Annotated in this window: 16 protein-coding genes and 2 pseudogenes; 12 read left to right on the top strand and 6 right to left on the bottom strand. The window is 37.1% G+C overall.

The window, feature by feature from the left end:
• Positions 1–173: 173 nt before the first annotated feature.
• Together E4N74_RS03050 and E4N74_RS03045 are read left to right on the top strand one after the other, a co-directional pair.
• The gene (locus tag E4N74_RS03050) at positions 174–584 is read left to right on the top strand and encodes a hypothetical protein (RefSeq protein ID WP_255818794.1); all 411 of its coding nucleotides are present in this window, start codon (positions 174–176) and stop codon (positions 582–584) included.
• A gap of 25 nt (positions 585–609) precedes the next feature.
• Complete coding sequence (locus E4N74_RS03045) at positions 610–3,351, top strand: hypothetical protein (protein ID WP_255818793.1); 2,742 nt, start codon at positions 610–612, stop codon at positions 3,349–3,351.
• Positions 3,352–3,375: 24 nt separating this feature from the next.
• Here E4N74_RS03045 and E4N74_RS03040 read toward each other — a convergent pair whose 3' ends face one another.
• Positions 3,376–4,134: a lysophospholipid acyltransferase family protein gene (locus E4N74_RS03040; protein WP_255806111.1), complete on the bottom strand. Its 759-nt coding sequence runs from the start codon at positions 4,132–4,134 to the stop codon at positions 3,376–3,378.
• A 32-nt stretch (positions 4,135–4,166) separates the two neighbouring features.
• Positions 4,167–6,296: an ATP-dependent DNA helicase gene (locus E4N74_RS03035; RefSeq protein ID WP_255818790.1), complete on the bottom strand. Its 2,130-nt coding sequence runs from the start codon at positions 6,294–6,296 to the stop codon at positions 4,167–4,169.
• A gap of 152 nt (positions 6,297–6,448) precedes the next feature.
• Between E4N74_RS03035 and E4N74_RS03030 the strand changes: the two are divergent.
• The 3 genes and pseudogenes from E4N74_RS03030 to E4N74_RS03020 all read left to right on the top strand — a co-directional run.
• Positions 6,449–6,790: pseudogene (locus E4N74_RS03030) on the top strand (Rpn family recombination-promoting nuclease/putative transposase); the annotation flags it as partial.
• A 184-nt stretch (positions 6,791–6,974) separates the two neighbouring features.
• A pseudogene (locus E4N74_RS03025) lies at positions 6,975–7,280 on the top strand (PD-(D/E)XK nuclease family transposase); the annotation flags it as partial.
• Positions 7,281–7,289: 9 nt separating this feature from the next.
• Positions 7,290–8,594 (top strand): OmpA family protein, encoded by a 1,305-nt coding sequence (locus tag E4N74_RS03020; protein ID WP_255818788.1) that lies wholly within the window; start codon positions 7,290–7,292, stop codon positions 8,592–8,594.
• Here the strand turns inward: E4N74_RS03020 and E4N74_RS03015 are convergent.
• Positions 8,591–9,982: an aspartate ammonia-lyase gene (locus tag E4N74_RS03015; protein ID WP_255818787.1), complete on the bottom strand. Its 1,392-nt coding sequence runs from the start codon at positions 9,980–9,982 to the stop codon at positions 8,591–8,593. The genes E4N74_RS03020 and E4N74_RS03015 overlap by 4 nt on opposite strands.
• Positions 9,983–10,197: 215 nt before the next feature.
• Between E4N74_RS03015 and E4N74_RS03010 the strand changes: the two genes are divergently transcribed.
• The 4 genes from E4N74_RS03010 to E4N74_RS02995 are packed head-to-tail and all read left to right on the top strand — an operon-like array spanning position 10,198 to position 12,299.
• On the top strand, positions 10,198–10,770 hold the full coding sequence (locus tag E4N74_RS03010) for a GNAT family N-acetyltransferase (protein WP_044978996.1): 573 nt from the start codon (positions 10,198–10,200) through the stop codon (positions 10,768–10,770).
• Entirely contained in the window at positions 10,763–11,290 is a 528-nt protein-coding gene (locus E4N74_RS03005; protein ID WP_044978995.1) for a pentapeptide repeat-containing protein, read from the top strand. Before E4N74_RS03010 ends, E4N74_RS03005 begins: the two co-directional genes overlap by 8 nt.
• Positions 11,287–11,874 carry an MBL fold metallo-hydrolase gene (locus E4N74_RS03000; protein ID WP_255818785.1) on the top strand — a complete coding sequence of 196 codons (588 nt, stop codon included), beginning with the start codon at positions 11,287–11,289 and terminating at the stop codon, positions 11,872–11,874. The genes E4N74_RS03005 and E4N74_RS03000 overlap by 4 nt, the downstream gene beginning before the upstream one ends.
• 2 nt (positions 11,875–11,876) lie before the next feature.
• The gene (locus E4N74_RS02995; RefSeq protein ID WP_044978993.1) at positions 11,877–12,299 is read left to right on the top strand and encodes a hypothetical protein; all 423 of its coding nucleotides are present in this window, start codon (positions 11,877–11,879) and stop codon (positions 12,297–12,299) included.
• 3 nt (positions 12,300–12,302) lie between these two features.
• Here E4N74_RS02995 and E4N74_RS02990 read toward each other — a convergent pair whose 3' ends face one another.
• Genes E4N74_RS02990 through E4N74_RS02980 form a run of 3 tightly spaced genes read right to left on the bottom strand, consistent with a single transcriptional unit; the run spans position 12,303 to position 16,863 of the window.
• Complete coding sequence (locus E4N74_RS02990) at positions 12,303–14,039, bottom strand: hypothetical protein (protein ID WP_255818783.1); 1,737 nt, start codon at positions 14,037–14,039, stop codon at positions 12,303–12,305.
• Between the two features lie 36 nt (positions 14,040–14,075).
• Positions 14,076–15,689 carry a hypothetical protein gene (locus tag E4N74_RS02985; RefSeq protein WP_255818782.1) on the bottom strand — a complete coding sequence of 538 codons (1,614 nt, stop codon included), beginning with the start codon at positions 15,687–15,689 and terminating at the stop codon, positions 14,076–14,078.
• Positions 15,690–15,720: 31 nt separating this feature from the next.
• Positions 15,721–16,863 (bottom strand): glycosyltransferase, encoded by a 1,143-nt coding sequence (locus E4N74_RS02980; RefSeq protein ID WP_338113406.1) that lies wholly within the window; start codon positions 16,861–16,863, stop codon positions 15,721–15,723.
• 133 nt (positions 16,864–16,996) lie between these two features.
• Between E4N74_RS02980 and tpiA the strand changes: the two genes are divergently transcribed.
• From tpiA to secG, 3 genes are all read left to right on the top strand, one after another.
• Positions 16,997–17,749, top strand: a complete 753-nt coding sequence (gene tpiA / locus E4N74_RS02975) for a triose-phosphate isomerase (RefSeq protein ID WP_255818778.1) — start codon at positions 16,997–16,999, stop codon at positions 17,747–17,749.
• A 171-nt stretch (positions 17,750–17,920) separates the two neighbouring features.
• Positions 17,921–18,289 carry a hypothetical protein gene (locus E4N74_RS02970; protein WP_044978989.1) on the top strand — a complete coding sequence of 123 codons (369 nt, stop codon included), beginning with the start codon at positions 17,921–17,923 and terminating at the stop codon, positions 18,287–18,289.
• Positions 18,290–18,368: 79 nt separating this feature from the next.
• Positions 18,369–18,722 carry a preprotein translocase subunit SecG gene (gene secG, locus E4N74_RS02965; RefSeq protein WP_255818776.1) on the top strand — a complete coding sequence of 118 codons (354 nt, stop codon included), beginning with the start codon at positions 18,369–18,371 and terminating at the stop codon, positions 18,720–18,722.
• Positions 18,723–18,763 lie beyond the last annotated feature (41 nt).

The raw sequence follows: 18,763 nt of genomic DNA, 5'->3' as shown, positions 1-18,763 counted from the left end.
TAAATTTATGGTAAAAAAATAAAAAAATCATCGATACTAAAGCCGATTTTAAAAATTCCGATAATCTAAGTATTGGAGGAATCGATAAACATTTCGGCTTGAAATACAAGCCTTCATGTTTATCTGCCGAGTTTTGCACACAAGATGCAAAACATAGCTTATTGGAGGGATAGATGGTTTCGAATAGTTCACCGCTTCAAGCTCTTTCTCAAATTGCAATGCCCAAGATTTCGGCAGGCGGAAGGGCCTATGTGCCCGTCAAACCAAGCCAAGTCCTCTATGCCCACTTTAAATATGTTTCGGGTTTTGCTCAGGCTCAGGGCCAATCGGGCATGAGTATCGACAAGCTGCGCATTTTAAACTCAATAATCGACCAACTCGTATCCATGAAAACCAATGAAGCTCAAAAAGCAAAACTTACGGAATCTGCAGCAGCCCAAGTAGAATCGGAGATAACCGAAAATCAAATAGACGGTCTTTTGGATTACTACCACAATCAGATCAAAAACACTATGATACAAACCGAAAATATCGGCTATGGCGGAAATCCTCTTCCTGCTGCCGTGCTCGACTTGACAGCCTAAGTTTTTTTACGCATAATTGCAAAATATGCAATTCAAAACAAAAACCGTTTTTATTTTCTTTTTAATCGGTATATTTATACACCTAAATGCTCAAAATCTTCTTGTTCAAAAAACGAAGTACTTCGATATAATTTATTCTCCCGTATCGGAAAAAACGGCAGCCCTAATTGCAGAATACGGCGACGGCTTTGCCGAGGAAATTTCTAAAAAACTAAACCGTAAAATTCCAAAAAGGATGCCCGTCTACATTCAAGCCGGAAAAGAGGCCTTAAACGGTTATTATACTTTTTTCCCGTACCGCAGGATAGTTCTTTTTGATACTACGCCTGAAGAAGGTCAGCTAAGCAATTTAAGCGATATAATCTTAAAGGTCTTTTACCATGAATTAACCCATGCAATTTCTCTCACATATTTTTTGCCTCTCCTCCCCATGTCCTTTACTGAGGGTGTTGCAGTTTCTTACGAAAGTATGAATGATGACCAAGGCAGGCTGAATGATCCGTTAATAATGCACAGCTTAATGCAGGGCAGGATTGAAAATGCAAACCCTTCATGGAAACAAGCAGCCGGAGCGCGAGATGTCTACCCCGGCGGACTTTGGCCTTATATTTACGGCGGAGCATTTGCCGAATATCTTCAAAAAATTTACGGAATGGAAACCTATGCAAAATACTGGGCTAATCCTCTTTCGTCTTTCCCAAAGAGTAAGACAAAGAAAATTTTTGACAGGGAACTTGATAAACTTTGGAACAATTTTTTGGAATCCATTCAATTTCCCGAAAAGGCTATCATGCCGCAAGAGCCGATTAAAGAAGTATCTGGATTTAATATTACGGCAAGAACAAGTAAGGGCTTTGCCTGTTTTGATTTTACAACAAAAAACGTAATATTTTTTGATAATTCGGGAAAAGAAGAAAAACTTTTTACGGCAAACCCGACTCTTTCTTTTTTAAATTTTTCACAAGACGGAAAATTTCTTTTAGTGAGCGACTTAGTAGATACCCCTTTCGGCGAACACAATAGGGCTATCATCTTCGATATGCAGAAAAAAAAGTTTTTAGGTAAAGAATATCAGTCATTAAGATACGCATCTTTTTGCGGACAAACTATTTGCGGAATCGAAATACAGAGTCAGTTTTCGGAGCTTGTTTTAATCGATCAAAAATCTTTTGAAAAGACCGGCCTTTTAAAGGCCGGGCCGGGACTTCCTTATTCGGCACTTTATAATCCGGTATTTGCAGGCAAAAACAAAATTGCCCTCATTGCCGCCAACGGAATAAACCGCGATATTCTGATAATCGATACGGTTTCAAAAAAAATACAAAAACTTGAATTCGAAAATCCGCTTCCTGCAATAAGGTATTTGCAAAGCAACAATTCGGAAGAAGAACCTATTTTAAGTTTTTCATGGGCGGGTAAAAATAATCTTTATAGGTCGGCTTTTTTTAATTTAAAAACAAATGAATTAAACGTTTTAGAAAAAGATATTTCCGGAGGTACTTTTTTTCCGATTGTAAGCCGAAAAAAAGATACTAAAGAATACGAAGTTATTTATGTAGGTATTTTTACGAAGTATAATTCCTTATACAAAACAGATGCTTCCCTTTATACCGGCAGAAAAGTTTCGTTAAAGGACTTTGATATTTCAGCTCAGGAAACTAAAACAAAAATTCCTAATACCGAGATTTTAACTAAAAATAAATACAGTTATTTTTCGTGGATGCATAAACCCTTTCCCCTGCCCATCATTGATTTTTCGGGGCTCTTAGAAGAAAGCAAAGCCGTACCTATCGGTATAAAATTATATTGGAATGATCCTACTAACTTTTTATATTTTGAAAATCTTTCTCTTTTTTATTTTAAACCTTTCTTTTATGAAACATCCGTTTTGCTCAAAGCGAAAACAAGGCCTGCCGATATCAGGATTAAATTTTATGATGAAAATAAATCTTTTAAATATAGAAAAATCGGAAGCGGCATAGAAAGCGAATTGTTTTTTCCTTTGAATTCTTTTTATCATAATGTTTCGGGAAAAGCCGGTTTATCGATTGAGGGGTTCAGCTTTTTTGATTCTTCCTATAAAAGAGCAAAAACTCTCTATGAACAAAAATTAGGAAACCCCGTCCTATCCGAAGAATTGTCGGCTGTTTATACTTATCAAAAATCTTCTCAAAAATTAAATACGAATTTTTTTACAAAAGACTTTATAATGTTTCAGGCAGCGGCCGGATTAAAACACGGCTTTCATTTTCCTTCAAAAACAAATGCCACAGTTTTTCAGGTCTTTGCCGGCTTTAGACCGCCGGTAGTTCCGGTTAAATTAAATTTAAGTTCATATTTAGGATATAATTCTTTTGCAAGTCCTCATACCGACAGTTACGGATTTTTTAACAGCACGGCTTTGATGGGCATGGCATCTTATCTTCCGGATATGAGCGAATATGAAAACGTAAAAAAACTTATCCGTCCGGGAAAATTAAATTACGGCTTCGGCTTTGAAGGAGAGGTAAATCTTTTAAGTTACGATATTCAAACAGGAAGTTCATGGCTTCCAATATTTTTTAACAGGCTAAATATTACAACAGGATACAGAGCAATCTTTAACTTTTTAGACGCAGGAAAAAACACGGCCGATATTTATCAGTCGGTTTACGGCAAACTTTATATGACCATAAGCACAGCCGCAAATATCGGTATGGAATACGCTCATCCTCTTGAAAAAGTAAAGATAGGAAAATTTAAAGCTATTATACAAATAAAATTCTAGGTTAAAACTTAAAGCAGTTAAGTCCTATTTTTTATCGGCTTTACGCCACTCATCAAGCTGGGCCTGTATGAGGGCTTTCCCTTCTTCAAGAATCTTAATCTGTTCTTCCTTTGTTTGAGGAGCATCATAAATTTTTAAAAGTTTAATCCTGTATGCGCCGCCTTTTAGGTTTTTTGCCATACGGGTCAGCGAAGATATTTTCCAGCCTCCGTCAACGGCACAGACTGCTACAGGCATTGGAGCCGCATTTAAAAACCGGCGGAACCCGGCCGCATGAAAAGTTTTTAAATTACCGTCCTTTGAGCGGGAACCTTCGGGGAAGATAACGGGAATAAGATTGTTTTTTGCAACATAGTCTGCAAATTTATCGACAGCCTTCATAGCCTGCATCGGACTTCCTGTTCTTTTTACCAAACAATGTTTTCCGCTTTTAAGCATAGGAGAAACCAGGGGAACATTACGCCCGAGTTCTTCTTTTGAAACGAAGCGGAGACGCGTTCCATTATAATAGTTCATGTGAACCACTATGTCTAAAAGACTTTGATGGTTGGATATAACCAAATACTGCTCAGGCAGCTGATCCGTAAGGGTATAATCTCCTTCAAACTTAAAACCGATATATTGTTTAAAAACCGCAAACAGTAATCTCGGAGCAGGTCTTACAATTACTTCGCTATTAACCCAATCACAGCCCCGTCTGTAAACGGAATGACATAGGCCAATCAGCATTGCCCTCCATGATAAGATTACCAAACAACATAAAATCGCAATAATAGCACTCATTTCCTACCCCTATAATAACGCATATAAACAATCTACTCATTATACAAAAAATCTTCTATTTTGTTCAATACGGCTTTTGTTTCGGAAAAACATTGAATCGTCTGCGGAATGCTTTGAATAAATATTGAACCGTAACGCTTTACCAAAATTCTTTTATCCAAGACGGTAACTATACCCCTGTCGGTATTGGAACGCATGAGCCGTCCAAAGCCTTGCCTAAATTGTACAACGGCTTCCGGAACACTCAGCTGCATAAAGGAATTTCCGCCCGATCTTTCTATCAAATCAGCCCTTGCTTTAAATATGGGCTCGGTCGGAACCGCAAAGGGAAGTTTTATCAAAATTACATGGGAAAGGGATTCTCCCGGCACATCCACCCCTGCCCAAAAAGACGAAGTAGCAAAAAGGCAGCTTGTAACATCATCTTTAAATTCGTATAAAAGCTGCATTCTATCAGCCTCGCCCTGTTTTAAAATCTTTATTTTTTCATCAATATGCTCTCTTACATATTCGCAAGTTTTTTGAAGAGAATCATAAGACGTAAACAAAATAAGGGTCTTGCCTTGAGTTATTTCCAATAAGGCGAGGACGGTTTCGTTTACGGCATCTTGAAAATTGTTTTCATCAGGCATGGGCATATCTGTCGGAATATTAAAGACAACATTTTTTTCGTACGGAAAAGGAGAAGGGAAAAAATCTTTTATAATTTTCTTTTCGGTAAAATTATAAAGGCCGTTTCTGTTAAGCCAAAAGTTAAAATCGTCTCCGATTTTTAAGGTAGCTGAAACACAGATGACGGTTGCCATTGGCATAAAAACCGAACGCCGCATTATCGGGGCCAAATTTAACGGTGTCTGAATAAAGCGGACAGCCTCCCCTTGAGAGGTTTTTATTTTTTCAAACCAAAAAACATCGTCCGGGAACTCTCGACTGTTTAAAAAGTTTTCCATTACGGAAGCCATTTTTTTTAAGCGGCGAAGAATTACAAAACCGTCTCTTATATAGCCTTCTTCATCATCTTCTCCATCAGCTGCATTGATAAGGCTTTCAAGTTTTATGTTTAGATTGTTTATGTTTTTAAAAAAATTGTCTACAGAAGATAAGAGTTTTTCTTTTTCATCGCTTGAAGTTTGTGCAAGGCTTTTTGACTGATAGCTTTGCAGAACTTGCAAGGCTTGTTCTTCAAGAATATTAAAAGAAGCCACAGAAACTTCAAGAAGGTTTATGATTTCGGTAAAGAGTTCCGCCTTTTTGGATATTGAAACTATGCCGCTTAAAATGCCTGCCTGCTTTCCCCGCCTAAATCTATAAAGTAAGTTGATTTGCTTGTGTAAGGCAAATCGGGAAATATCGCTCGAAAAAAAACTTTGTGCCGCATCTTCTGTTCCGTGAGCTTCATCGATTATTATATTGTCATAAGAAGGAAGAACTGCCGTTCCCTGATAGCCGAAGCCTTCTGCCCTAACTGAAAGGTCTGCAAATAAGATGTGATGATTAGCAACCAGTATGGAGGAGTTTTCCGCTTCTCTTTTCAGCTTCATCACAAAGCAGCCCGAAAAATAAGGGCACTTATTCATCGGGCAGTTGTCGGGTTCGGAACAAACAGTAGACCAAACTTTTTCCGTCGGCATAAAATCAAGATCCGAGCGGCTGCCGTCTTTTGTTTCGGTTGCCCATTCTTTTATCTTGTCAAGCTCTTCCTGCCCCTCAGTAAAAAAATCGTTCTCCCTTAATGCCTGAGTCATTCTGCGTAAGCATAAAAAATTATGCCGACCCTTTACAAGGCAAGCCTTCATATCCTGAAAGCTCTTGCCCAAAATTTTCTTTGCAGTAAGAACATCTTTTTCGATGAGCTGCTGCTGTAAATTTATAGTCCCCGTCGAAATTACAACGCGTTTTTTATTTTGTTTTGCCCACATCATTGCAGGCAAAAGATAAGCAAGGCTCTTCCCTACTCCGGTACCGGCCTCAAAGACTCCTATAGCCTCTTCATTAAAACAGCGGCAAATCGATTTTGTTAAAGCAAGCTGCGGCTCACGGGCCTCGTATTTTTCAAAAAATGAAGCAAGGGGTCCGTCCTCCTCCAAAAGAGAAGAAACCATTTTAGGGTCCAGGGGGTATATTTTTTCGTCGTCAAAATAATCATCATCAAAGTATTCCATGCTTTAAGACCTATTGCTCAAGACGGCGATTTTATCATATTTCCCTGCCGATTTCAAGTGCGGAATTTTACTATTTATTGCAAACAATTTCTATAATAATTATGAGAGGAGAAAAATTTTTCTTCTTTTAAGTAATTTTATTGGAGCAAAAAATGAAAAAATTGTTTAAACTAACTCTCCGTAACGACTACGCATTTAAGCGTGTATTCGGAGTTGAGGAAAACAAGGATGTACTACAGGATTTATTGGAGTGTATCTTAGAAATTCCGCCTGAGGATATCGCAGGTTTGGAGCTCTTGGATAAGGAGTTTCATAAGGAGATTTTAAGTGAAAAACTCGGTATCTTGGACATCAAGTTAAGACTAAAAGATGGAACCTTTGTCGACATTGAAATTCAAAACAGTTGGCATTTTGATTTTCCTGAAAGAACCCTGTATTATTGGTCTAAAATGTACAACGAAAACATAAAACAAGGTCAAGACTATTGTAAAATTTTTAACCGAATGTTATTATAATAATGGTAATATACTTTAATATATCAAAAGTTAAGAAGGGGTTTCCAAAGGGTTCTCCCTTTGGCAGACGGAAAAGATAGGAGGGGTTATAGGGGAGGAAAGGTACAGCCAGCGCAGCTTCAAGGCAAACCTGTTCTGTCGGGTTGTCTTTCCTCTCCTAATTGATAATCCGGAGGTGAGAAACATGTTAGCACAAGAATCGCCGATGATGAGAAAAGCAAATGCGACGATAGAAGTAATGGAAATGAGCCCTAGAGATAAATGGCTATATGATTCCCGTATGAAATACGAGCATGACAGAGCATCATGTATAAGTGAAGGTTATCGTCAAGGTCTTGAGCAGGGGATTGATAAAGGGGTTCACCAAAAAGCTCTTGAAACTGCAAATCTTATGAAAAAAGCAAACTGTAAAATTGACTTTATAATACAGATGACAGGTCTAAGTAAAGAAGAAATAGAAAAACTATAGAAAAGACAAATGATAATTTGGCGCGTAAAGGCAAACCGCACTTTCGTAAAAAAACTTTTTTTAATCTGCTTTCTCTTTAGTTTTTGTTTAAATCTTCTTTTAGGGCAAGAAAATTTATCCGAAGGCAAAATACTCATTACGGAAAGAGCCGATTACTCCGTCTACATTGACGGAAAATATGCAGGGCTTACTTCCAGAGAAACACGGCTCTACATGAGCGAAACAAGGCTCGGCAATGAAGATGCCTATCTTTACGAAGGAGAAGCCTTTGTGCTTCAAAAAACACGCAAAGACGGGCTGAAAGCTGCTTTGCCGATCGATTCGATCTTACCTATTTCATTTAAATTTATTCCCGAACAAGAGGAAGAAGATATTGAAAATCCTTACCAGCCTCAAATTTTCAATGAAGATTCGGGTTACCCTCTTTTGAGAAATTTTCCTGTTTTGCCCGAAAGAGCTTTTACGGCTACGGACATAGGAAAAACTTGGGAAGGAAAATGTACCGTCGCCGTAAGGCCCAAGCCTGAAAAAGCTGCTACAAGGATACCCGTAAACGCAGGTTTTAAATATATGGGAATAACTATTTTAAACGGCCAAAACGTTCATCATATCGAAGCCGTATTCGGCCTCCGCTACAAGCACAGCGACAACCTAGGCGATGATGAACTTATAAGATCTGAAGGCGGAAGAAAAACAGACATCTACCTTGACGGTACAAATAGGCCTATTTTAATACGGGAAAAAATAGATGAAGAGTTTTTTTATGCGGACGGAAAAAGGCTAAAACACCGAGGCTTTTTGCTTCATTTTTATTCTTACACGGGAAGTACCATTGCACAAGGCGGCCTTGCACAAGGCACCCGCTCACAAGAAGCCGCCTCAAAAAAAACGCCCTCACAAGAAATTCCTTTGCAAAAAGAAAGGCTGGAAATCAAACCCAATAAAGATTTTGAGGTAACTAAAACAAAACGGGGCACAATGCTGAGGCTTAAAAATCTTCAATTTGAACCTGATAGGGCTGTTCTTTTAAAAGGAGAAGAAGCAAAGCTTGATGAGATAGCAAAGATTTTAAAAAAATCGGAAAGCGAATTCTTTTTTGTGGAAGGTCATACAGCCGATGTCGGTAAGCCGGAAGAAGAAAAAATTCTGTCCCAAGAAAGGGCTAAGACCGTCATCGAAAAACTTGTAAAAAGGGGCATACCGGCTGAAAAGTTTATTTATCAGGGTGCCGGCGGAACAAAGCCCATTGCCCCAAACGGCACCGAAGAAGGACGCGCCCAAAATAGACGCGTCGAAATTACTATCGTGGATTAAAGCTTTCTGGGCTTTGTCATGTTTTCGGGTTTTAAAACCTCATCCAATTTTTCTTTTGAAAGAAGCCCTCTTTCCAAAACAAGCTCGTAAACACTGCGGTTATCACGCAAGGCAGTCTTTGCAATATCCGAAGAAGCCTCATAACCGATGACGGGATTTAAGGCCGTAACCAAGCCGATACTTCTGTGAACGCTATCCTTACAATGCTCATAGTTTCCTACAATGCCCGTAACACATCTTTCCCTCAAAGTCTTCATTGCATTTATAAGAAGCTTAATCGACTCAAAGATAGAATAAATCATAACAGGTTCAAAAACATTGAGCTCAAGCTGGCCTGATTCTGCAGCCAAGATAACAGCCGTATCGTTTCCGATAACCCTGTAGCAAACCTGATTGACAACCTCAGGAATAACCGGGTTTACCTTTCCGGGCATGATAGAAGAACCGGGCTGCATCGGAGGAAGGCTTATATCGTAAAGTCCTGTTCTGGGACCCGAAGAAAGAAGGCGTAAATCGCTGCATATCTTTGAAAGCTTTGCAGAAAGGCGTTTTAGCTCGGAAGAATATGTTACAAAGTCGGACGTATCGTTTGTGGCGGCTATCATGTTGTGTGCAGCTTTTAGATTAAGACCCGAAATCTTTGCCAGATGAGAGGTAACTTTCGGTGTATAGTTAGGATCCGAGTTGATACCGGTTCCGATTGCGGTAGCTCCCATATTTATGGTATGAAGATTTTCCCTTGCAAATTGAATCTGAGGGATTTCACTTTCCAAAGAAGCTGCATAGGATTCAAACTCTTGGCCGAGTGTCATGGGCACGGCATCTTGAAGCTGAGTTCTTCCCATCTTTATATTGTCTCCAAGTTCCTGCGCCTTTTTTCTAAAAGAAGATACAAGAGCTTTAAGCTCATCTATAAGAGCCGGTGTATTTAACGAGATGCCGAGTTTTGCAGCTGTAGGATAGGCATCGTTTGTAGATTGGGCAAAGTTTACATGATTATTGGGATGGCAGGGCGAATAAGTTCCCTTAGCCTTTCCTAAAATTTCGTTTGCACGGTTGGCGATAACCTCGTTTGCATTCATATTGGTAGAAGTTCCGGCTCCGCCTTGAATCATATCGACAACAAATTCTTTGTTGAATTTACCTTCGGCAACCTCTTTACAAGCCTGAATCATAGCCTTATAAACTTCATCACTTAAATAGCCGAGTTCATGGTTGGCTTCGGCTGCTGCCTGCTTTGTGTAAGCAAGCCCTTTAATAAAATCGGGAAAATCACAGAGCCTTAATCCTGTAATTTGAAAATTTTCAACACTGCGGAATGTTTGAATTCCATAATAAGCATCTTCCGGAATATCCAATTCTCCGAGTAAGTCATGTTCCCTTCGCATAAAAAACTCCTATTTTATTGATAATTACAAGCATTATAGTACTAAAACAAAAAAGGAACAAGGGGGCGCATTACCTCATACACACGTGTAAGAATTTATAAGAGACTATTTTGTCAAAACTATATTTTTTAAAACATAAAATTTTAATATGTTTTAAAAAACTACTTGAAACATATTTTTTTTAAGTTTAAAATATTAAAATCAAAGGAGAAGTTATGGAATATAGAAATGCAACTATCGCAGATATTAAAATGGTGGCCGAGCTCCAAAAAAGATATCATGTATCTACTGTAAGTGAAGAAGATAAAAAGGACGGTTTTGTAACTACAGAATTTACCCATGAACAATTTAAGGCTATTATCGAAAAAGAAAACGGATTGACTATAGCTTGTGATAACGGAAAGGTTGCGGCCTATGCTATGGCTGCTTCTTGGGACTTTTGGTCGGCATGGCCAATGTTCCAATTTATGATTAAAGACCTTCCGAATGTAAACTATCTTGGCAAACAGCTGACAACCGAAAACTCGTTTCAATACGGGCCTGTTTGCATTGACAAAGCTTATCGTGGAAAAAATGTAGTACGTAATTTATTTGAAACCTCCCGACGGGAGATGAGTAAACGTTTCCCTGTTTTAATTACGTTTATAAATGAAGCAAATCCACGCTCCTTTGCTGCACACACAAAAAAAGTCGGTTTTGAGGTAATAAAAAAATTCGATTATAATAATAATCATTATTATGAACTGGGTTACGATATGTCCAAACCTGTAAAAGGAGCAGATGTTTAGTTTTGACAAAAAAACGGAATACAAAGATTTTCTCGAGCTTTTAAAAAAATCCGATTCTTTGAATAGTTTAAATTTATCCGGTTTGGAATTTGAAGGTTTAGACTTTTCAAAAAAATCTTTTACAGGATGCAGTTTTTCAAACAGCAAATTTAAAAACTGTAATTGTAGTGGTTTACATCTTAGAATGTGTTTTTTTGATTTTTGTGAAATAGAATCCTGTAATTTTCAAAATTCCGATATTCAGTTTTCCTCATTCGGCGGAGCAAAAATTATCCGCACAGATTTTAAGAATTCCGAGCTTTTGCAAAATAATTTTAACGGAATAAGGGCTGAAGAGGTTTCCTTTAATGATTCGGATTTATACAGTTCACGTTTTATGTTTTCGTTTTTAAAAAACGTTTATTTTCAAAACTGCAACCTTAAAAAGACCCTGTTTTTATATTCGGAAGAAGACGGCGTTTCTTATAAGTCATCCAATACCCGTGAGGCGGTTTTTACGGAAGGAGATGAATTCGTATGAAAGTTTATCTTCATTTTTCACCCCAACTTTTTACAAACACCTATCTTATCGGAAATGAAATTACAAAAGAAGCTGTTATAATTGATCCTGCAAAGATAACGGAAAAGATGATATATCAAATTGAAAAAAACGAATTTAATCTTAAAGCCGTTTTATTGACTCATAACCTTGAGCATCCGTATGAAACGGGTCTCAATACGATTTTAAAAATTTACAGTCCAAAGGTTTATGCCGGAAGCTGCTTTTCGGAAAATGTAACAATAAATACACTGAGAGGAGACGGCTGCATAGATTTAGCCGCTTATCCTGTAAGATATTTTGCAATTCCTGCACACTCATCATACTCTTACATATTTCAAATTGAGAATATTGTATTTACAGGTAACTCCTTATCCGCCGGCATGATCGGTCAAACTTCAAATGTGTATGCGGAGCGAACCCTTCGAAATATTTTAAAAACAAAGCTCATGGGTTTGGATAACAGTCTTATTATTATGCCCTTTTACGGTCCTCCATCTTCAATAGGTACAGAGCTCAAATTCAATGCTTCGCTTTTTCAAAATTTTGAAAATAGAACTTTTTAAATATGACGGAAACTTGTATTTTTTTACCTGACAATCTAATGACCATTCTCTATGAAGAGCAAAAGCTTATTCAAAGTCTTTTGCCTTTTCCTTTTCGTAAAATTATTCCTATTTTTAAAACAAGGGAAAAATTTGACTCCCTTATAATTTATCCGCCGATTTTGTCAGGCTCTCTAATTGTAAGACCTTGTAATTCTCCCGATTCTTTTGAGGCTAACGGAGGCTTTATCTTGGGTGATGCAGGTGCAAAGGCAAAAACAATATTTTTACAACTTGAAAACTTAAAACAAAAAACAAACCTGCCTGTTTTTTCAATTTTGAGCTGCCGCAGCCGGTACTACGCCGATGTCGAATTTAAAGAAGAAAAAAGCGGTCTATGCACATGGAAAATTAAAAATAAAGTCTGGCAAAAGACCGCTAAATGATTCTTAATAAGAGATTTTTACGCCTATGTTAAAGTAATGATTAAACTCTTTTCCGACCGCTTGCTCTCTCCATTTTTTTAACTGCCTATTGGCTTCATTTATAGTTTTATTTTTTATTTGTTCTTCGTTTAAACCCGAAAAATCAATTTTTTCATTATAAATATGGTTATTTACACCAGGATTTATATTTGCTTCAAAGGTATAGCCCATTTTAAATTGTATTAAACCGCCGGATTTTAAGATTGGGAGATTAACAACTCCCTCTAATCCAAGCTGATTGACATATTGAATTGTCTGTTGGGTTAGAAATGGAGTGGACTTTAAGAATGAATGTTCGGTATTAATTTTATTATCTTTTAGCTCTATTATTGCCGAATGGTTAAAGACCGAGCCGTCAGTCGAATAATTTCCTTCTTTGAGATACTCTCTTAGTATTACAGGATCATAGACACTTTCCGTAACGTTGGCATGGCGGATAAAGGTATTTGATACATTTATTGCAAGACCTTCTAAAGGTCTAAACTGAGCTTTAACTTTTATTCTGTCGGAGTTTGGAGGAAGATTGCTGCCTAGAGGCTCTCCATTGTGTGTATAATTTTCATAGTTAGGCTTTGTTCTATCATAATTATGAACACTTGTGTAGCAGTAGGGCGTTACCAGAGTATAGTTTATATCTGCAAAGCTGAACCAATGATCTTTAGGCATTGCATAGGAAACCCCGAATTGGCCTGCCATTCTCCATTTTGCATCTTTTTTGAATTTTACTATCTCATTAAATCCTATATCATCAGCCAAGAGTACAACATCTATTTTTAAGCCTTTTATAGGTTTGACTGTGAATGTTAAGCCCAGCATACTGGCGTCAGCAAAGTTGTATATGCTCTGACCTACAAAAAATACTGAAAGAGGAAGAAGGTAAATAGGCTCGAATCTGCCTCCGTATGTGATTATATCAACAAGTCCAACCGATATCCATGGAAGAGGCCTGTATGTTATTGAATGTGCTGCCGTAAATTTCTGAGGAAAATAAGAACCTCCTCGGTCATTTGATGCAGATATAGCCAGTAAAGCTTGATTATATGTAAATTTTTCTTTGTTGACAACAAATATAAATTGTCCCGAATGAAAGGCCTGTTCTCCTATCAGAATATTATTTTCATCAAATGGGCCGAAGGATGTTCTAGCCATCCCTGCCGTAAAATAATATTCAGGCGTACCTACCGCAATACCTGAGTTAAACATAGGTAATAGATAAAATGAACCGACTGAAGTACTGTCTTTCATAATATCTTTTTTAGAAAATTGAAAAGCAGGCTGTCCTTCTTCTTTGGGCAATTTATTTAATAAACTAAAATCGGCATGAGCTGAAGCCGTAAGTAATCTATTTATGGAAATATTCATCTCCAATAATGGAGCAATCAAAATATCTCTTTGTTTTTTAGGAATCTTGATGCCTAATTCAGCCTCACCTCCATAGTGAAATACACATCCGAATAAGCGTTTTTTATATTCTTGAGCTTTTTTTATTTGTTTTTCAGCTCCTGATTCAATAACAATGTTTAAAATTCTTTCTATTTCTTGTAAGGGGTAAGGCCGTAATGAAGATACATCATTAAGTAAACCTATATTTTCCCATATCCTTATATCTTCATATAAGGGATCAAAGATGTCCACTGCAGCTTGAGAAAAAACACAAAGACCCATAATGATAAAAATAGCGATAAAAATTTTATTTTTCATAATTTATTTCCTTAATTGCTAAAATAGTTTATCTAATCATCGTATAGAGTAAATAATGCCGCATAAAAAGTCAACCGAATACCCTTTAATTTTTCCGTGTGCTATTGTCCATGATAGACCTCCATTGATATGAAGATTCTGTAAAATACTATATTCCCCTGTCAATTGTAAGGTGTGAAAATATGTAGGATTTCCTGACGGCGTTTTGTACTTAGCTGGCTCGGGATTACTTTCAGAAGGATAGTAGTCTCCCGTTGCCTTAAAAAACTTTTCTTCATTTTCTCCCTTAGATACAAATCTATAAGTAATGTCTGCCTTATATTTGTGCGGAATAATTAATGATGCTTTTAAAAATGCTGTAATACTGTCAGGCCCGTAAGGATTTGCAAGCCAATACTCTATCAGAGATTTATCATAATCCTCCGCTGCATGGACATTTTCTTTTCGGTAGGTGTAAAAGCTGATGTTTTTTGCCATGCCTATATATAACCATGGGTCAGCATACATAAACTCTCCCGTGAGTATAAGATAACCTATAGGCAGGGAAAATGCGTATTCCGCTCCGGCTATTCCGCCCATACTGTTAGGAATATAAGAGTATCCGCCCTTTAGTTCCGAGGGGGTCTGGAATTGATTCATGCCGAATTGTCCGTAAAGTCTTAAACCCTTAATCGGTACGATATTAATATCAAAACCGAATTGACAGCCCATAGAATTTTCATCATTAGTATGATTTACGTATGGTTCTTTCCATGCTGCGTAATTATGGAAAACCACCAGAGGATTCAAAAACTTCGGATCAAAGAGAGAGTCGAGAATTATTCCTTCATGTATGGTTATTGAAAATTGCTTTACAGGTTTAAAACTTAGAGCATGTGTTATAAAAAAACGCATAGGTTTTAATTCTGCAATGGTTGTATCAATTTTTATATGCTTTGAAAACAAAGATGCTGTTATATAATCATGCCTGTCCGGTAGGTCAGAAATAAGCATACTGCCGCTTAAGGTCTTTCCTACATTCAGCCGTCCTCTTCCCATATGTACATTAAAAAAACTGTTTCCCACGGATATACCGGCTTTTTTTGGGAAATGGTAGTCTAAGGCCGTTTGGCTTAGAGGTAGATTTGTATAAGGATAGGATAAGCGGAATCCGCTAAAATTTTTTCCAATTATTAGATCTGTGTAAGAATAAACATATTTGGAAAACCCAAGTTCTATCGGAACGGTAATAGGGGCAGGCATTCGGTTGTATTTTATAAATTTATCTACCGCAGGTACTTTATCAGAATTATAAAAGTATTGCCCCTGAAGCGCTAAAATAAGATTTGTATTAAAATTAAAATTATCATGGGAAAAAAGCATATTATTTTTTAAAAGGAGGGTGCCGAGATTTCCGTATAATGTTTCGCCGTTTTTAGATAAATATGCCGGATCTATTTCTTTATAGAATATTGCAATCTCGGCAAGAGACAGAGGCTTTTTATAAGAAAGCAGTACTGAACCGTTTTCAAGCGACATAAGATATAAATCATCATAATAAGGCGAATCATGATCGTAAAGTATTTTAGCATAAGAAGTTATATCCTGTGCTTGAAGATTAAACAAATTCAAACATATTAAAAAATAGAAAAGGATTTTAAATCGTTTCATTTTTTAAGTATATATTTAAAGCTCCTTTTTTTCAATAGATACCAAAATTATATATAAAATTTGCTATATCCTTTAGACCGTTTTTTATATTCATTTTTTTTATTCGGCTTTGTATTTCTTCAAGGTTTTTATCATCTGAAAATATTTCAGATACTTTTTCAACAATGTCATTAGGTTTTGAAATATACCATCCGAGTTTATTTTGCGTAATATACAGCATATTTCCAAGTTCTTGCCCCCGTATATATGTAGAAATAATAACAGGTTTTCCTATGGAAATAGCTTCCATAAGAGTTGCAGGACCTCCCTTTGTTATAACACAATCTGCTATATTCATTAGGTCAGGCATAAAAGAAACAAAGCCGAATATTTTAATATTTTTAAAAGATGAAAACTGAATCAAATATTCAAGGCTATGCCTAAGAGGACGATTTTTTCCGCATACTACAATTAAAAATACATCTGTAGATTTTTTCATAAATGAAAGCACAATAGGGGTTGCCTGCTTTAGTCCCTCTCCGCCCCCTGCAATAAGTACAATCTTTTTATCTTGAGGAATTCCCAACCTTTTTTTTGTGTCAGATATTTGCTCTTTGCTATAAGCGGTATCAAACTGTTCAGAAAGCATTAAAGGAAATTGATGTATTCTTTTAGCATCCAGACCGTATTTTTCTATAGCTTCTCTCCTTGCTTTTTGAGAAAAAACTACAAGCTCGGTATTTTTTTCAAAAAACCATACAGGATGTATGGTAAAAGGATCCATAACGATACTTATTAAGGAAATATTGGGATTAACCCTATTTATGGCATCACGGCAAAGAGTTATAAGAATTTGATGTAAGCAGACTACCTTTGTTATTTTATTTGACTTTAAAAAGTCTACTAATTTTCCAACAATATATGGAGCTATAATTTTTTTAGACCCTTTCATAACGAAATCCAAACCGTTAAATTGATAAAAGGCCACATATCCCGGTTCAAAATAATTTGTAGTGCCAAGATAACCCTTTTCAAAAAAGAACTTAAAAAGCGGAACACCCTTGTCAAAGCCGTCTTTTAGAAGACATTCAACCTTATCAGGATATAAATCCATTAATTTGTTCGACAGCGCTTTTGCTCCTGACAAATGGCCCGCTCCCGTTTTAAGGTATAGAAATGCGATTCTTTGCTTCATAAATGTACTATACTCAAAAATAGGCAAAGGTGCAAGTGTGATCATTTTTTACCTTCTTGACAACTCCTCCGTAAAGGGATAACCTGTTCTAAGAAGAATGAGGTCTTTTAACCTCGATTAATTAGGAGGAAAAGTGAAAAAGTTTTATATTGCGGCAAATTGGAAGATGAATATGAATAGGGCTGAGGCCAAAACCCTTGCAGAAGAAATAAAGGCCGGCCTAAAAAGCGGAAAAAACAAGTACATGATAGCCCCTTCATTTACCCTCTTACAGGATGTTGCAGCCGTACTTAAGGGCTCCAATATCTTGCTGGGTGCCCAAAATATGGGCTTGGAAGAAAAAGGTGCTCATACGGGAGAGGTTTCTGTTCTTCAGCTTTTAGATGTAGGTGTTCAAACCGTCATCTTGGGACATTCCGAAAGAAGGCACATATATAAAGAAACCGATGATTTTATCAATAAAAAGGTAAAACTTGCCTTAAAACACGGCCTTGAGGTTATCCTATGTGTGGGAGAGCTTCTCGAAGAGCGTGAAGCCGGTCATGCCGAAGCCGTATGCGAAAGGCAGATTAAAAAAGGGCTCGCTGAGGTTTCTGCACAAGATTTGCATAAGGTAACGATAGCTTATGAGCCCGTTTGGGCAATAGGAACCGGAAAAAATGCAAGCCCTGAAGATGCTGATGCCATTCACTCTTCAATAAGAAAGACATTAGCCGCTCTTTACGGTGAGAAGGCTGCTAAAGATATGATAATCCAATACGGCGGCTCCATGAAGCCTGAAAACGCCGAAGGCCTTTTAAAAAAGCCCAATATTGACGGGGGCTTAATAGGCGGAGCCGGCCTTAAAGCGAAAACATTTTTGCCCATAGCCTTATTTTCCGAGTAAAAGATAAGACGATTGAGTAAACAACCTTTTTTACTTTTGATGCTTTAGCTTTCTACCGTCTACTTGAAAAAATGAGCATAAAATGCTAGTATCTTAACGACTGTGAGGGTTGTTTAACCTTACAGTATACTTACAGTATAATAAAATAACTTAAATTGGAGGGTTATTAACATGAAAAAGAAATTTTTTGCAATTAGTATTATGGCTTTATTGGTTTTGGCTGTTTTTGCCGAAAATCCGGCACTTGTAAAGCCCAAGACCGAAAAATTTGAGATTAAAGGAAGGCCGACTGCCGTAATTTATTGGACAAAGATGGATGTCCCGGGATTGGAAAATCAGGTTGAGTTTTATCTCACTTATGAGGAAAGTAACGATACCTATAATGAAGCCGACTGCGAAAAAATTATTATGGAATTTATCGCCGAATACAAAAGAACTAATGTTTTTTCCAAGTTTGAAGTTGAAGATTTAAAAGCTGCTTCAGTAGGAAAAACAAACACAATCGTACTAAAACGCGTTATTTTTAGAAAAGGACGCTAAAAACTTAACAAGAGCTATTGAAACTTTTCCGTTTTTATTGTATTCTATAGGGCGTATTTTTATAATTTGGAGTTAGACTATGGGTGGTTTAGGTATTGCTTTGTTAGTACTTTTTGTCATAATTTGTGCGATTATTATCTTTTTGGTTTTATTGCAAAATGAAGAAGGCGACAGCTTAGGCGGTCTTTTTTCGGGCGGAAGTAATTCGGCTTTCGGATCAAAATCGAGTAATGTATTAACAAGAGCTACATACGTCGTTGTTGCCTTGTTTTTTGTAACAACCTTTTTATTGGCTCTGATTACAAAAACCCCATCAGATTCAGGTTTATCAGAAGAGGCAATGAAAAAACAAACCGAAACTTCAACCGAATGGTGGAAAAACGACGGCAGTACGGATGATGCCGGCGGCGAAACCCAAAAAGACGGTGAGTAGTTTAAAAGAGATACCGATAAATCCGGTATCTCTTTTTTTGC

It is taken from the genome of Treponema putidum, from assembly GCF_024401155.1.
In the GTDB taxonomy this organism is placed as follows: domain Bacteria; phylum Spirochaetota; class Spirochaetia; order Treponematales; family Treponemataceae; genus Treponema_B; species Treponema_B putidum.
The sequence above is the reverse complement of the archived record's forward strand: the minus strand, read 5'-3'. Positions and strand labels throughout refer to the sequence as shown.

Bases quoted from the DNA above. Each gene is read 5' to 3' on its own strand.
- E4N74_RS03015 (WP_255818787.1), bottom strand. From the start codon at position 9,982: ATGCGAAGGGAACATGACTTACTCGGAGAATTGGATATTCCGGAAGAT.
- E4N74_RS03005 (WP_044978995.1), top strand. From the start codon at position 10,763: ATGTTTAGTTTTGACAAAAAAACGGAATACAAAGATTTTCTCGAGCTT.
- E4N74_RS03000 (WP_255818785.1), top strand. From the start codon at position 11,287: ATGAAAGTTTATCTTCATTTTTCACCCCAACTTTTTACAAACACCTAT.
- E4N74_RS02985 (WP_255818782.1), bottom strand. From the start codon at position 15,689: ATGAAACGATTTAAAATCCTTTTCTATTTTTTAATATGTTTGAATTTG.
- E4N74_RS03045 (WP_255818793.1), top strand. From the start codon at position 610: ATGCAATTCAAAACAAAAACCGTTTTTATTTTCTTTTTAATCGGTATA.
- E4N74_RS03040 (WP_255806111.1), bottom strand. From the start codon at position 4,134: ATGAGTGCTATTATTGCGATTTTATGTTGTTTGGTAATCTTATCATGG.
- secG (WP_255818776.1), top strand. From the start codon at position 18,369: ATGGGTGGTTTAGGTATTGCTTTGTTAGTACTTTTTGTCATAATTTGT.
- E4N74_RS03010 (WP_044978996.1), top strand. From the start codon at position 10,198: ATGGAATATAGAAATGCAACTATCGCAGATATTAAAATGGTGGCCGAG.
- E4N74_RS03050 (WP_255818794.1), top strand. From the start codon at position 174: ATGGTTTCGAATAGTTCACCGCTTCAAGCTCTTTCTCAAATTGCAATG.
- E4N74_RS03035 (WP_255818790.1), bottom strand. From the start codon at position 6,296: ATGGAATACTTTGATGATGATTATTTTGACGACGAAAAAATATACCCC.
- E4N74_RS02970 (WP_044978989.1), top strand. From the start codon at position 17,921: ATGAAAAAGAAATTTTTTGCAATTAGTATTATGGCTTTATTGGTTTTG.
- E4N74_RS02995 (WP_044978993.1), top strand. From the start codon at position 11,877: ATGACGGAAACTTGTATTTTTTTACCTGACAATCTAATGACCATTCTC.
- E4N74_RS02990 (WP_255818783.1), bottom strand. From the start codon at position 14,039: ATGAAAAATAAAATTTTTATCGCTATTTTTATCATTATGGGTCTTTGT.
- E4N74_RS03020 (WP_255818788.1), top strand. From the start codon at position 7,290: ATGATAATTTGGCGCGTAAAGGCAAACCGCACTTTCGTAAAAAAACTT.
- E4N74_RS02980 (WP_338113406.1), bottom strand. From the start codon at position 16,863: ATGAAGCAAAGAATCGCATTTCTATACCTTAAAACGGGAGCGGGCCAT.